The sequence below is a fragment of the Arcobacter sp. ISO1 genome (assembly GCF_058105185.1).
Map to the genome: position 1 here is coordinate 929,552 of NZ_CM176573.1, position 14,658 is coordinate 944,209.

Annotated in this window: 12 protein-coding genes; 10 read left to right on the forward strand and 2 right to left on the reverse strand. The window is 28.5% G+C overall.

Annotated features, from left to right (window positions below; all coding sequences use genetic code 11):
• The first annotated feature begins 1 nt into the window (after nucleotide 1).
• The 7 genes from coaBC to AC2TY9_RS04725 are packed head-to-tail and all read left to right on the forward strand — an operon-like array spanning nucleotide 2 to nucleotide 7,739.
• Nucleotides 2–1,219: a bifunctional phosphopantothenoylcysteine decarboxylase/phosphopantothenate--cysteine ligase CoaBC gene (gene coaBC, locus AC2TY9_RS04695; RefSeq protein WP_489779776.1), complete on the forward strand. Its 1,218-nt coding sequence runs from the start codon at nucleotides 2–4 to the stop codon at nucleotides 1,217–1,219.
• On the forward strand, nucleotides 1,212–1,898 hold the full coding sequence (locus AC2TY9_RS04700; protein WP_489779777.1) for a di-trans,poly-cis-decaprenylcistransferase: 687 nt from the start codon (nucleotides 1,212–1,214) through the stop codon (nucleotides 1,896–1,898). Before coaBC ends, AC2TY9_RS04700 begins: the two co-directional genes overlap by 8 nt.
• A complete protein-coding gene (locus tag AC2TY9_RS04705; RefSeq protein ID WP_489779778.1) occupies nucleotides 1,885–2,646 on the forward strand; it encodes a prepilin peptidase in 762 nt (253 codons plus the stop codon). Before AC2TY9_RS04700 ends, AC2TY9_RS04705 begins: the two co-directional genes overlap by 14 nt.
• A complete protein-coding gene (locus AC2TY9_RS04710; protein WP_489779779.1) occupies nucleotides 2,643–3,659 on the forward strand; it encodes an LptF/LptG family permease in 1,017 nt (338 codons plus the stop codon). Before AC2TY9_RS04705 ends, AC2TY9_RS04710 begins: the two co-directional genes overlap by 4 nt.
• A 2-nt stretch (nucleotides 3,660–3,661) precedes the next feature.
• Complete coding sequence (gene truA / locus AC2TY9_RS04715; protein ID WP_489779780.1) at nucleotides 3,662–4,387, forward strand: tRNA pseudouridine(38-40) synthase TruA; 726 nt, start codon at nucleotides 3,662–3,664, stop codon at nucleotides 4,385–4,387.
• A complete protein-coding gene (locus tag AC2TY9_RS04720) occupies nucleotides 4,384–6,966 on the forward strand; it encodes a PAS domain-containing sensor histidine kinase (RefSeq protein ID WP_489779781.1) in 2,583 nt (860 codons plus the stop codon). Before truA ends, AC2TY9_RS04720 begins: the two co-directional genes overlap by 4 nt.
• A 50-nt stretch (nucleotides 6,967–7,016) precedes the next feature.
• Complete coding sequence (locus tag AC2TY9_RS04725; protein WP_489779782.1) at nucleotides 7,017–7,739, forward strand: response regulator transcription factor; 723 nt, start codon at nucleotides 7,017–7,019, stop codon at nucleotides 7,737–7,739.
• Between the two features lie 35 nt (nucleotides 7,740–7,774).
• Here the strand turns inward: AC2TY9_RS04725 and AC2TY9_RS04730 are convergent, their stop codons facing one another.
• Complete coding sequence (locus AC2TY9_RS04730) at nucleotides 7,775–9,874, reverse strand: TRAP transporter permease (RefSeq protein WP_489779783.1); 2,100 nt, start codon at nucleotides 9,872–9,874, stop codon at nucleotides 7,775–7,777.
• A gap of 115 nt (nucleotides 9,875–9,989) precedes the next feature.
• Nucleotides 9,990–10,961, reverse strand: coding sequence for a TAXI family TRAP transporter solute-binding subunit (locus tag AC2TY9_RS04735; protein WP_489779784.1), 972 nt, complete (start codon nucleotides 10,959–10,961; stop codon nucleotides 9,990–9,992).
• 249 nt (nucleotides 10,962–11,210) lie between these two features.
• Here AC2TY9_RS04735 and AC2TY9_RS04740 point away from each other — a divergent pair, with 249 nt between their 5' ends.
• From AC2TY9_RS04740 to dnaK, 3 genes are all read left to right on the forward strand, one after another.
• Nucleotides 11,211–11,999, forward strand: a complete 789-nt coding sequence (locus AC2TY9_RS04740) for a heat-shock protein (protein WP_489779785.1) — start codon at nucleotides 11,211–11,213, stop codon at nucleotides 11,997–11,999.
• Nucleotides 12,000–12,029: 30 nt separating this feature from the next.
• Nucleotides 12,030–12,584, forward strand: coding sequence for a nucleotide exchange factor GrpE (gene grpE, locus AC2TY9_RS04745; RefSeq protein WP_489780402.1), 555 nt, complete (start codon nucleotides 12,030–12,032; stop codon nucleotides 12,582–12,584).
• 179 nt (nucleotides 12,585–12,763) lie between these two features.
• Complete coding sequence (dnaK, locus tag AC2TY9_RS04750; RefSeq protein WP_489779786.1) at nucleotides 12,764–14,656, forward strand: molecular chaperone DnaK; 1,893 nt, start codon at nucleotides 12,764–12,766, stop codon at nucleotides 14,654–14,656.
• Nucleotides 14,657–14,658: the final 2 nt, after the last annotated feature.

Below are 14,658 nucleotides of genomic sequence, written 5' to 3' on the forward strand. Positions count from 1 at the left end.
GATGTTGTTAAAAGATAAAAATATTTTAGTTGGGATAAGTAGCTCTATTGCTATTTATAAAAGTTTAGAACTTATTAGACTTTATATAAAAGCAGGAGCTAATGTAAAAGTTATAATGACAGAGGCCGCTAAAAAGTTTATAACACCGCTAACTTTTGAGGCAATTTCTCAAAATAAAGTTTTATGTGATCAAACAGAATCTTGGGACAAAAAATCAGTTTATAACCATATTGATATTGGAAAGTGGGCAGATGTTTTTGTAATAGCCCCTGCAACAGCAAATACAATAAATAAATTAGCAAATGGAATAGCTGATAATCTTTTAACTCAAACAGTTTTAGCATATCCAAATTTAAAGTTAATAGCACCAGCAGCAAATACAAATATGATACAAAATCAAATTACTACTTCTAGTCTTGAAAAACTTGAAAAGTACAGTTTTAAAATAATCTCATCACAAATAAAAGAGTTAGCTTGTAAAGATGTTGGTGATGGGGCAATGGCTGAACCAAATGAAATCTTTTATGAAACCTCAAAACAACTTTTAAAAGATGAATATTGGGATAATACAGAGGTGATTATAAGTGGTGGTGGAACCTTAGAAAAAATAGATGATGTTAGATATATCTCAAATTTTTCTTCAGGAAAAATGGCTTCATCTTTAGCTAAAGCTTTGTATTTAAAAGGTGCAAAGGTAACACTTGTTAGCTCAAGGGGTTATGAAAACCTTCCAAAATCTATAAAGGTATTACAAGTTAGTTCATCAAAACAGATGTTTGAAAACTTAAAAGAATCAATAGAAAATAGTGAAAAAAGTAAAAAACCATTTTTATTTATGGCTGCCGCTGTAAGTGATTATATCCCACCTAAAAGTGATGGTAAATTAAAAAAAGATAACCTTGGTGAGTCTTGGAATTTACAACTGTCTTTAAATATAGACATCTTAAATAGTTTAGATAAAAAAGATATTATAACTATTGGTTTTAAAGCTGAGATGGATAAGCAAAATGCTAAAGACAATGCAAGCTCAATGATAGAAAAGAAGAATATTGATGGTGTTTGTTTAAATATCATTGATGAAGAAAACTATTTTGGAAGTGAGTCAAATATTATTGAGTTTATTACAAAAAATGGTTCAAGCACTTTTTGTGGAGACAAATTTGATATTTCAATGGATTTAATAAAAAAAGTAAAAGAAGAGTTTGCAAATAATGACTGAAAATAATATCCCAAAACATATAGCTATTATCATGGATGGTAATGGAAGATGGGCAAAAGAAAGAGATTTAAAACGAACTGTTGGCCATGAAGAGGGAGCAAAAAGAGTTAGGGATATTACTACACACTGTTCAAATATTGGAGTTAAATATCTAACTTTATATGCTTTTTCAACAGAAAATTGGACAAGACCAAAATTAGAAGTTGAATTTTTAATGAAGCTTTTAGAAAATTGGTTAAAAAAAGAGTTGCCCGTTTATTTAGAAAATCAAACTAGATTAAAAGCAATTGGAGATATCTCAAAATTTTCAAAATCTTTACAAAAAACAATAAAAGAAACAGAAGAAAAAACAAGTCATGGAATGAAACTAACTCAAGTCTTAGCTTTGAACTATGGTTCTCAAGATGAGATGTTAAGAGCTATGAAAAAGATGCAGGAAAAAGATTTAGAAATAACTAAAGAGAATTTCGAGTCTTGTTTGGATACTGCAGGAATGCCTGATGTTGATATGTTAATTAGAACAAGCGGAGAAGTTAGACTATCAAATTATCTTCTTTGGCAAAATGCTTATGCGGAGATGTTTTTTACGCAAACTTATTGGCCTGAATTCTATCCACGAGATTTAGATGATTTAATTAGTGATTTTACAAATCGAGAGAGAAGATTTGGAGGTATTTAGTTTTATATTTGGACTTCTTATTGGGTCATTTTTAAATGTACTAATATATAGACTTCCAATAAAAAAATCTTTCATAACTCCTAGAAGTAGATGTACAAGCTGTGATAAATTAATCCCTTGGTATTTAAATGTCCCACTATTTTCTTATATTTATTTAAAAGGAAAATGTAAAGAATGTGGAGAAAAAATATCTGTACAATATCCTATTGTTGAGTTATTAACCGCAATTTTAACACTAGGGCTATATTTAAAACTTAGTTTATCTAGTGAACTTCTTTTCTCAATGATATTTTTTTATACCTTAATAGTTTTATCTTTTATAGATTTTAAATATAAAGCGGTTCCTGATTATCTTTTATTAATTGCATTGATATTTTCATTTGTAATTACACAAAAAGATTTACTAGATGCCTTTAAAAATGCTTTTATTGTATCAGGTGCTTTTATTTTATTAAATTTTGTTATAACTTTTTATATTCAAAATATAAAATCAAGAATATTAAAAGATGAATCATTAAAAGATCAAGAAGCTTTAGGGGAGGGTGATATTCCCATTCTAGCATCTATTGGAGCAGTCTTAGGGCTTCCAGGAACATTCATAGCAATATTTTTATCATCACTTTTTGCTATAATACCATCTATATATTTTCAAATAAAGAAAAAAGATATTCAAATACCTTTTATTCCATATCTAAGTTTAGGTTTAATTATTGAATATTTTTTTAATATATCAAAGGTTTTTAATTGAAATTAAAAGAGTACTTACTTAGCCAGTTATCTCAAACATTTTTTCCTATTTTTTTAGGGTTATATTTTATAACATCAATCATATTCTTAGTAAAAATTGCATCATTGAGTTCTGCTATTACCATTAACTTTTTTGAGTTACTAAAACTTTATAGTTATGTGATGCCAACAATTATATTTTTTACCCTGCCAATATCTTTTTTTATCTCATTAGTTATCACTTTATCTAAATTATCTAGTGAATATGAACTTATAGTAATAACCTCTTTTGGTTTAAATCCATTGAATATTATAAAGATTTTTTTTCCTGTAACCTTACTTATGACAATTGCTTTAGTGATTATATCTGTGGGTTTAGTTCCAAAGGCAAAATATCTAAATAAAGCTTTTATTGAACAAAAGAAAAAAGAGGCAAATTTTAATATAAAAGCTTCAGAATTTGGTCAAAAGTTTGGTGATTGGTTAATTTATATCGAAGATAAAGATGATAAAAAATACTCGAAAGTTAAACTTTTTAAAACTCAAGATAATAAAGATCAATTTATTATTTCAGACAATGCAGTTTTAGAAAATGAAAATGGCAATTTAAGTTTTAAATTTATAAATGGAAAATCTTTTGTAATAGATAATGAAGAACTTAATCAAATCGATTACAAAAATATGTATTTAAATGATTCAATAGTAGATAGCAATATTGGAGATTTTACTACATCTTTAAACTATTGGAAGGCTAATTTTTCAAAAAATCAAAATACTGATAGATTTTCATTTAATATTTTAATCTCTATTTTCCCTTTAATATCTCTTCTTTTAGTTGTTTATGCTGGTTATTTTAATCCAAGATATGAGAAAAATAAAGCAGTTATGAAAGCAGTAGTTTTTGTTACTTTATATTATGTATTTATGCAAGTAAGTGTTGACAACTTATTATTACACTCTTTATATATAGTCCCTTTATCATGGATTTGTTTTACATACTTTATGTATCAAAGAAGTGTTAAGCAACAGTATTAATCATGAATGTAAAATTTACAATCTCATATGATGGGACTGAGTATGTTGGTAGTCAAACTCAACCAAATGGTTTAAGTATTCAAGATAAACTTCAAGAAGTTTTTAAAGCTTTAAATATAGATACTAAGATAATTCTTAGTGGTAGAACAGATAAAGATGTTCATGCAACAGGCCAAGTTTTCAATGCTATAATCCCTTCTTATTGGCACGATTTAAAAAAGCTAAAAGATATTATGAACAAGCATCTTCCAATATCAATAAAAGTTCACAATCTAAAAGAAGTAGATGAAAGATTTCACTCAAGATTTAGTGCAAAAAAAAGAGTTTATCGATACTTAGTTACAAAAAAGCAGTTAAGTGTTTTTAATTCAAAGTATATTTCCCATTGTGAAGATTTTGATGAAAAGAAAATTAAAGAAGCCATAAAACTTTTTGAGGGGCTTCATGATTTTGAATATTTTCATAAAAAAGGAAGTGATAAAGATAATACTGTAAGGGAAGTTTTTAAGACCTCATTTTACAAATATAAAGATTTTTATGTTTTTAAATTTACAGCAAATTCTTATTTACGTTCACAAATTAGATTAATGGTTGGATTTTTATTAGAAGTTGGTAAAGGGGAATTAACAAAAAATGATTTGCTAATTCAATTAAAAAAAGAGAAATATATTTATAGAAAACCTGCAAGTGCTTATGGTTTATATCTTACTAAGGTTATATATAAATGATTAAAAAAAGAAAGTTTTATACTCTATCGGATATAAGAAAACATATAGTTTTCACACCTTTAATCTTTGTTTTTTTAATCTCTTTTATTGCAGTTCTAGTGATTACATTTGTATTGGAGTTTGAAAAAAAGAAGAACACATCTTTATATATACAAGAAGATAGTTATAACAAAGAAACAATTTTAAATGAATATATATCTGATATAAAATACAATGCTAGTTCCTCTTTTGATAATGAAGAAAAAGCTTTAAATGAAGCAGTACTTTCTTTATATGGATATGTTAGTTTAAGTACAGATAATATAAACCTTCCTTTATTAAAAAATCAGTTTAAAAAAATTGAAGCTGAAAGTGGTTTTGATTTTGTTTTATTTGATAAAAAAGATTATGAGCTTTTATATGGAAATGAGATAATTGATTACCTAAAAATAATTACAAATTCAAATATTAATATCGATAATTTTAGGCACCATATGTTAAAAAATATCGCTTATATAGGAAGTGATAATCTAATATATTGGATAGATAGTGATAAAAGAAAAATTAGACTAAGTTTTTTTAAAGAGTTAGAAAATGAAGATTTATTTTTAGGGGCTTTTTCAAAAATTGATGATATGAAAAATTCAACAAGAAATGCAATATTAAACTCAATAGTTCAAAAAAGTAAATACTACAAAGATTCATATTTTTGGTTTTATGATTATAATTTAGGTTATGTTTACAATTATTATAATAAGGGACAAAAAATTGATGCAAAGTATATTTTAGACAAAGATAGATTAAATAGTTCAAATGAGATTTTGAAAAAATATATTAACAATGAAACAACAACTAGTAGTGATATTCATAATTTCTCAAAATACAATTTTCTTATATCAATAAAAAGCTTTTCTCTTCCAAATAAGATTGCTCAATTAAGATATGAATATAATTCTAAACTATCAATTTCAATCTCAATTGTAATTTTAATTGCTATTTTTCTAATTGTCGCTTCAACTATTTTTTCTAAGTTTATAAATAAAATTTTTCATAGATATAATAAAAGATTAGAGACTAGAAATATCATGTATAAAAAATGGAAAGAGAGATATGAACTAGCAATTATTGCTTCAAATGATGGTCTTTGGGATATTGATCTAAAAACTAAACATATCTATTTTTCTAAAAAATGGCTTGATATGTTTGGCTATGAAGATGGAGATATTAATAATCTTGATGAATGGTTCGAATTAATTCATTATGAGGATAGACAACTTGTTATGGATAAGTTCAATAAACACTTGAATGGAAAAAGTGAAAACTTTGTTTGTGAATATAGAATAAAAAATAAAAACAATAAATTTAAATGGATTTTAGTTAGAGGGAAAGCCTTTGATGATAATAATCATAAACGAATGTTAATGATGTCTATGGATATTGAACAAAGAAAAAAATTAATTAAAGAATTGAAATATGTTGATTTATTGGTTGAATATGGACGAATTGTAATTTTTAAATGGAAAAATGATGAAAGTCTAAGTGTTGATTATATTTCAAAATCAATTAGTTCATATGGATATACTGCTCAAGAGTTCCAAAGTAAAGAGGTGAATTATTTTGATTTTGTCCATGAAGATGACATTAAAGATTTAAAAGAAGATCTTGAAAAAGCTGTTAATAATGATGAAAAATCATTTACAAAAGTTTACAGGGTAAAAGATAAAAATGGTGATGTGCGATGGGTATTTACTAGAACTATTTTCTTAAAAGATGATTTTGGAAATGTAGCTTATTTTTATGGGTATGTAAGTGATATTACTGAAATGAAGTTAACAGAAGAAGAGTTGAAACATAAAATAGATGAAGAGGTTGAAAAAAATATTGAAAAAGATAGGATCTTAGTTCATCAAAGTAAACTTGCTGCTATGGGGGAGATATTAGGAAATATTGCCCACCAATGGAGACAACCATTAAATAATATTAATCTTCTAACTCATTTTATTAGAGATAGTTATGGCACCTTAAGTAAAGAGGAATTGGATTCAGTTATAAAAGATACAAAATTACAAATTGAATATATGTCTCAAACTATTGATGATTTTAGAAACTTCTATCAACCAAATAAAGATAAAGTGAAATTCAATGTAAAAGATTCAATTTTACAATGTGCTAAAATAGTTGAAACACAATTTGAAAAAAACAATATTGAACTTAATATCTCAGGGGAAGAGATTGAAACAGTAAACTATATGAATGAACTTCAACAAGTTGTCTTAAACATATTAAACAATGCAGCTGATGCAGCAATTGTAAAAAAAGAAATAATAGATTTTAAAGCAAAAGTAAGTGTTAAAATTTTTATAGACTATGGGGATAAAATCAAAATAATTCTAGAAAATAACTGTGGAAAAATAGAAGATGATGTTATGGATAGAATGTTTGAACCTTATTTTACTACAAAATTTGAAAACCAAGGAACAGGAATAGGGCTTTATATGGCAAAAACAATTATTGAAAAAAACATGGGTGGTAAGATTTTTGCTAAAAATAAAAATGATGGTGTTATTTTTGTAATCCTTTTACCACTTTCTTATTATTAACATATAACTTTTTAGGTATAATAACAAAAAATATATTTTTAGGGTTAGAAATGAAAGCATATATAACTAGAGTTTTACTAGTTGAAGACGAAGATGTTGCAAGGAAAACACTCTCATTTTATTTAAATACTATTTTTGACGAAGTTGTAGTAGCATGCGACGGTGCAGAAGGTAGTAAGATTTTTAAAAAAAATTATGAAGAAGAGAAACAATTTGATTTGGTCTTAACAGACTTAAAGATGCCAAATAAGGATGGTATGTCAATGATTGATGAAATAAGAGAATTGGCATCTAATCAAAGATTTATAATTGTAAGTGCTCATAAAAATGAAGATGATTTATTAAAACTTATTAATCTTAGAGTTTTAGGGTATTTTGTGAAACCATTAAATATCGATAATATGATGGAGATGCTAAAAAAAGCAAAAGAGGAAGTTCTTGCTGATAATAAAGTTGAAGAGGAATCAAAAGATTATATTACTCTAAATAAAAGATATACTTATAATACAACAAGTGATAAATTATATAATGAAGAATCAATTGTTAAACTGTCTAAAAAAGAACTTGACATTTTAAAAGTTTTAATTAATAACTTAGGTGAAGTTGTGCCTGTTGAAAAATTTAAAGAGTTAGTTTGGGGTGATATAAACACAAATGATTCTGCTTTTAGAACAGTAATGAAAAGATTAAAAGACAAAGTAAAAGATGATGATTTTATTGTATCTCATAAAGGGTATGGATATATCATCGAAAAACTATTAATAAAAGATTAAAACTAATTTTCTTTTTATTTAAAAAGCATCCTTTTTTAGGATGCTTTTTTTATTCTTGATTTCTGAAGTAGATATAAACCTACAAAAATTAAAATCCCTATAATATATGATAAATAATGACTTGGAAGATGCATAAACTCTTCAACTATTTTTGGTAAGAACATAAATGGAACAATACCTAAGAAGATAAATCTTTCTATAATATTTGTTCTTGTGATAAAATATCCTTGTGTAAAACAAGAAAATGCCATCATTCCTATAAATGCTGTTGAGAATATTACAGCTATTTCTAAAGGATTTGTAATCCATACCCAAGCATTTGAATTTGCAGGATTTAACTCATCTACTCCTGAGATTAACAGTAGTTCTGGGTTAAAGAAAAACATAAATGGTAAAATAGCTGTTCTAATATCATATTTAAAACCTTGAATACCAGTTTTTATTGGATCAGCTTTTGCAATACCAGCTGCTGCATAAGCTGCAAGTCCTACAGGAGGAGTGTCATCCGCTAGAATACCAAAATAAAATACAAAAAGGTGAGCTGCAATTGCAGGGACTATAAACCCATTATCTTGCGCAAGTATTAGAATTACAGGTGCAGTTAATGAGGCCATAACTATATAATTTGCAGTTGTTGGTAATCCCATTCCAAGGATTAGGGAAATAACAGCTGCTAAAATAAGAATTATAAAAATATTCCCATCTGATAAAGTTTCAATTACATCTAATAAAACTTGACCAAGCCCAGTTAAAGTAATACTTCCAACAACAATACCTGCTAAAGCTGTAGCAACTGCTATTGGAATCATATTTTTAGCACCACTTATCATACCTGCCAAAATATCAACAAAACCAGAAAGTAAAATATCTCTTGTGATTTTTTCTTTTGCTAAAAAAGCTCTAAATGGATGCTGAACTACCATTAAAAGCATTAAAAGCATAATTGCATTAAATGCAGCACTAGCAGCACTTTCTCTTAATATCATCAAGGTGTATAACAAGAAGAAAATAGGAATTAAATAGTGAATCCCTCTTAAAAATGTTTTAAGTTTAGGAGGTAAATCCTCTTTTTTCATCCCCTTAAGTCCCAATTTTAATGCCTCTAAATGAACAATATAAAATAGGGCAAAATAAGAAACAAATGCAGGAATAAATGCTGCAAAGATTACATCTGTATAAGCAAGCCCTAAAAATTCGGCGATAATAAAAGCAGCAGCTCCCATAACAGGAGGCATCAATTGTCCATTTGTAGAAGCAGCAACTTCTACTGCACCTGCTTGTTCTGGTCTAAATCCTGTTCTTTTCATAAGTGGAATTGTAAAGGTTCCTGTTGTAACAGTATTTGCAATAGAGCTTCCACTCATAATTCCTGTAAATCCAGAAGCAACAACAGAAGCTTTTGCTGGACCTCCTCTATATTTCCCAAGCATTGCAAAAGCTAGGTTGATAAAATACTCTCCCGCTCCTGCTTTATCTAAAAGTGAACCAAATAGTACAAATAAAAATACAAATCCTGTTGATACTCCAAGTGGTACTCCAAAGATACCTTCTGTTGTTAAAAACATATGACCAGCAAGTTTGTTTAAACTAGCACCTTTATGAATAATAAGCTCAGGCATATAAGGCCCTAACATATCATAAGCAATAAAAACAATAGCAATAATAGATAATGCAAGTCCAAGTGTTCTTCTTCCTGCTTCTAGTAAGATTAAAATTCCTATTAAAGCAACAACAATATCAAGCTGTGTATAATCCCCTGGTCTTAAAGCAATCTCTTCAAAAAAGTAGGCAATATATCCTGCACTACACATACCAATTAATGCAAAGGTATATCCAAACCATCTTATTTTTTTCAGAAAATAAGGTTTTTTCATCATTGGATAAATCATAAATGCAAGCAATAATGCAAATGATAAGTGAATAGATCTTGAGATAGTTGAGTTTGTTGGTTCTACAACTATATAAAGTTGAAATAATGACCAAAATAAAGCTATTGCTGAAATTAGCCAAAATTCATAATGAGTTCGTCCAAAGACCCTTTGTCCTTCTAACTCATTTAAAACCTTTTGTGACTCATCTGCTTGTTCAACTTCAAGTTCTTTTAGGGTGTGTGGTTTTTCTTCATAAATACCCATAATAATCTGTCCTTAAAAAATTTGTAAGATTTCATTAATTATCATTTAAAAATAAAAACCATAACTAATGAAATATTATCCTAAAGGAGAACTCCTTTAGGATAGATAGATTGGATTATTGTAATCCTGCTTCTTTAAAGTATTTTTTTGCACCTTCATGTAATGGAGCACTAAGTCCATCTAATAAAGATTCTTTAGTAATGTTAGCGTACGCTGGGTGAAGTTTTTTGAAGTCATCAAAGTTTTCTAAAATAGCTTTAACTAAAGTATAAACTGCTTTATCACTTACATCAGTTGATGTAACTAAAACTGCTTTTACACCAAATGTTGGAACTGCTTCATCTACACCTTTGTATAATCCAGCTGGAACATCTGCTTGTGCAAAATATGGATTAGCTTTAACAAAAGCATCAATTTTTTCACCATTAATTGGAGTGATTGAAATATCTACAGAGTTTGATGCATCTTTAATATTTGCAGTAGGGTGTCCTACCATATAGAAGTAACCATCAATTTTATTATCTCTTAGTGCATCTGGAGCTTCACCAGCTTTTAAAACACCTGCAAAACCTAAATCAGCTTTACTCATACCTAATGTTTTGAACATAGAAAGTGCAGTTGCTTCATTTCCAGATCCTGGATTTCCAAGGTTAATTCTTTTACCTTTAATATCCATAATATTTTTAATCCCTGCTTCTTTTCTAGTTACAAGTGTAAATAGTTCAGGGTAAATAGCCATAACTGATCTTATTTTTTTTACAGGCTTACCTTCAAACTTTTTAGTTCCATTAGCTGCTTGATATACAACGTCTGATTGTGCGATACCAAAATCTAATTCACCATTTTTGATTGTGTTGATGTTATACACAGAACCACCAGTTGATTCAACAGAACATCTAATTTTTGTTTCTTTTTTATATTTATTAACTAGTCTACAAACTGCTCCACCTGTTGGATAATATGTTCCTGTAACACTTCCTGTACCAATTGTAATAAATTCTGCAGCAAAAGCTGGAATACTTAGTGCTGAAATAACTGCTACACTAGCAATTTTCTTCCCAAAAGATGACATTTTATAATTCATCATAAAACTCCTTATTAAATAAATTTCAATAAATTATATATTAATTGTATTAAAATTTCAATTAAGTGGTAAAAAAGTATTCTTTTGACACTTTTTTACTAAACAATTAGCCATTATTAGGGGCTTTTGAAAAAATTAGCACTTTTATAAATCTTTTGCTAAAAACAACTTGACATTTACCCACTCATATAGTATAATATTTTTAGCAGTTTAAGATTTTAAGTGCTAAATTTTTAAAAGGTGAATGATAAAATGGATAAAAAAGAGTTTTTATTACATTCAATTATTAAAGCTTACATTGAACATCTGGAGCCTATTGGTTCTAGTCAATTAAAATCAATGTATGATATTTCATATTCACCTGCAACAATTAGAGGATACTTTAAAAAGCTTGGAGATGAAGGTTTTCTTGCCCAAGAGCATGTAAGTTCAGGAAGAACTCCTACAACAGAAGCTTTAAAAATGTATTGGATAAATAAATTGAATTTTAAACTTAGATTTGTTGATGAAAGAGCCATTGCATATTTATCAAATGATTTAGGGATGTCAGTATTTATTCAAGATCAAAAGTCTGATATTTTAAAAAACATTTTAAATGTTGAAAACAGATATATGATTTTGGAATTTACTTCCTTTGCCATTACAATTAAATATAGTGATGCTTTATATAGATTTTTAAGTGACATGGTTTCTCTTGAATTAGTACATATTGTAAATATTGCTAAGCAAGTTGGTGCTATGGAGATTTATGAGCAAGTTAGTCAATATCTTCAAAATAAAAATTTTCATATTTACAATACAAAAGAGTTTTTCTCATTGGCACTAAAATACAACTTTGACGAAAAGAGTATTAACTCTTTTTTAAAAGGAGTTGTTTTAGACTCAATTGAAGAAGGTTTATATTTTGATGGTATTGTTCCTGAAGGGTATATCGGGATTTGTCATAAATGTAAAATTGACAATCAAGATATTAAGATGTTAGTGGTAGGGGAACTATCAAAAGATTACGAATATTTTTACAATAAAATTAGTATGGTTTAGGAGATTACTTTGAGTGAAAAACAAGAAGAAATAAATGAAGAAGTAGCACAGACTGAAGAGACTTCTAATGAAGAAGTATCAACTTCAGAGGAATCGGAAGTAAAAAAAGAGTTAAGTGCAGAAGAGAAAATCGCAGAGCTTGAAGCAAAGTTAAAAGAATCTGAAGATAAATATTTTAGAGTTCATGCAGATTTTGAGAATATTAAAAAAAGATTAGAAAAAGAGAAATATCAAGCAATTGATTATGCAAGTGAGAAATTTGCAAAGGATCTATTAAGTCCTATAGATACTCTTGAGATGGCATTAGCAGCTGAAGAAGCAGCTAAAGATATGCCAACAGAGGAGCTTTTAGCAAAACTAAAAGAGGGTGTTGAGTTAACAATTAAAAACTTTTACACAGCATTTGAAAAACATGATATTACATTAGTTGAAACAGATGGTGAATTTGATCCAAATTTCCATGATGCAGTAATGCAAGTTGATAGCCCAGACCATGAAAGTGGACAAATTGTTCAAAGATTACAAAAGGGTTATAAGTTTAAGGATAGACTGCTTAGAGCAGCAATGGTTTCAATAGCAAACTAGACAAATGACCGTAATGTCAAAAAACTATTAATAAAAACTAAACATGGTGAAGGATAGAACTTAAACAAGCTTCTGCTTGTCTTTAGGTTGGTTCTTAGCTTGAATTTATTTCAAGCGTTAAAGAACATTAAAGGTAAAAGGTTCCCTTCATTTTATAAAATAAAATTAAGGAATTAAATATGAGCAAAGTATTAGGTATAGATTTAGGTACAACAAACTCTTGTATGGCAGTTTATGAAGGTGGTGAAGCAAAAGTTATCCCAAATAAAGAGGGGAAAAATACAACTCCATCAATTGTAGCATTTACTGATAAAGGTGAAGTTTTAGTTGGTGATCCAGCAAAAAGACAAGCTATTACAAACCCTGAAAAAACAATTTATTCTGTAAAAAGAATTATGGGTCTTATGATGGATGAAGAGAATGCTAAAGAAGCACAATCAAAAGTTGGATATAAAATCGTTAATAGAAACGGTGCAGCAGCAGTTGAAATTGCTGATAAAGTTTATACTCCACAAGAGATCTCTGCAAAAATTTTAGGAAAATTAAAAACAGATGCAGAAGAGTATTTAGGTGCAACTGTTACTGATGCAGTTATTACAGTTCCAGCATACTTCAATGATGCGCAAAGAAAAGCAACTCAAGAAGCAGGAACAATTGCAGGATTAAATGTTCTTAGAATTATCAATGAGCCAACAGCAGCATCTCTTGCTTATGGACTTGACAAAAAAGGTGAAGAGAAAGTATTAGTATACGATTTAGGTGGTGGTACATTTGACGTTACTGTATTAGAAATTGGTGATGGTACATTCGAAGTTCTTTCAACTGATGGTAATGCATTCCTAGGTGGAGATGACTTTGATAATGCGATTATTGATTGGCTAGCAAAAGAGTTTAAAGATGAAAATGGATTTGACATTAAAACTGATAAAATGGCATTACAAAGATTAAAAGATGCAGCTGAAAATGCGAAAAAAGAACTTTCATCTGCTGAATCAACTGAAATCAATTTACCATTTATCTCTATGGGAAATGCAGGACCAGTTCACTTAGTAAAATCTTTAACTAGAGCAAAATTTGAGTCTATGACTGAAAATTTAATAACTGAAACACTTGATCACATTAAAACTGCTCTTAAAGATGCAGGATTAGATAAAGGTGAGATTCAAGAAGTTATTATGGTTGGTGGTTCAACAAGATTACCAAAAGCAAACTCTGTTGTAAAAGAATTTTTTGGAAAAGATTTAAATAAAGGTGTAAATCCTGATGAAGTTGTTGCTAAAGGTGCTGCAGTTCAAGCTGGTGTTTTAAGAGGGGATGTTAAAGATGTTCTTTTACTAGATGTTACTCCTTTATCACTTGGTATTGAAACTTTAGGTGGAGTTATGACAAAGCTGATTGAAAAAGGAACTACAATTCCTGTTAAGAAATCTCAAGTATTCTCTACAGCAGAAGATAATCAACCAGCTGTATCGATTCATGTAGGTCAAGGGGAAAGAGAATTTGCTAAAGATAATAAATCTTTAGGTATGTTTGAATTATCTGATATCCCAGCAGCTCCAAGAGGTGTTCCTCAAATTGAAGTAACATTTGATATTGATGCAAATGGTGTTTTAAATGTATCTGCTAAAGATAAAGGAACTGGAAAAGAAAACAAAATTACTATTTCTGGTTCATCTGGATTATCTGATGAAGAGATTGAAAAAATGGTAAATGAAGCAGAAGCAAATAAAGATGCAGATTCTAAGAAAAAAGAGCTAATTGATGTTAGAAATCAAGCGGATGCATTATTACACTCAACTAAAAAGACTTTAGAAGAGAATGAATCTGCTGTTTCTGAAGAAGAGAAAAAAGCTATCATTGATGCAGCTGCTGAATTAGAAGAGACTTTAAAAGACGAAAATGCTACAAAAGAGCAAATTGAAGAGAAAGTTAAAGCTTTAACTGAAAAATCTCACAAATTAGCTGAAGCTATGTATGCAAAAGAGCAACAAGCTGGTGGTGCACAAGGTGCTCAACCAAATGCTAAAGCAAAAAAAGATGATGATGACGTAATTGACGCTGAAGTTGAATAAGT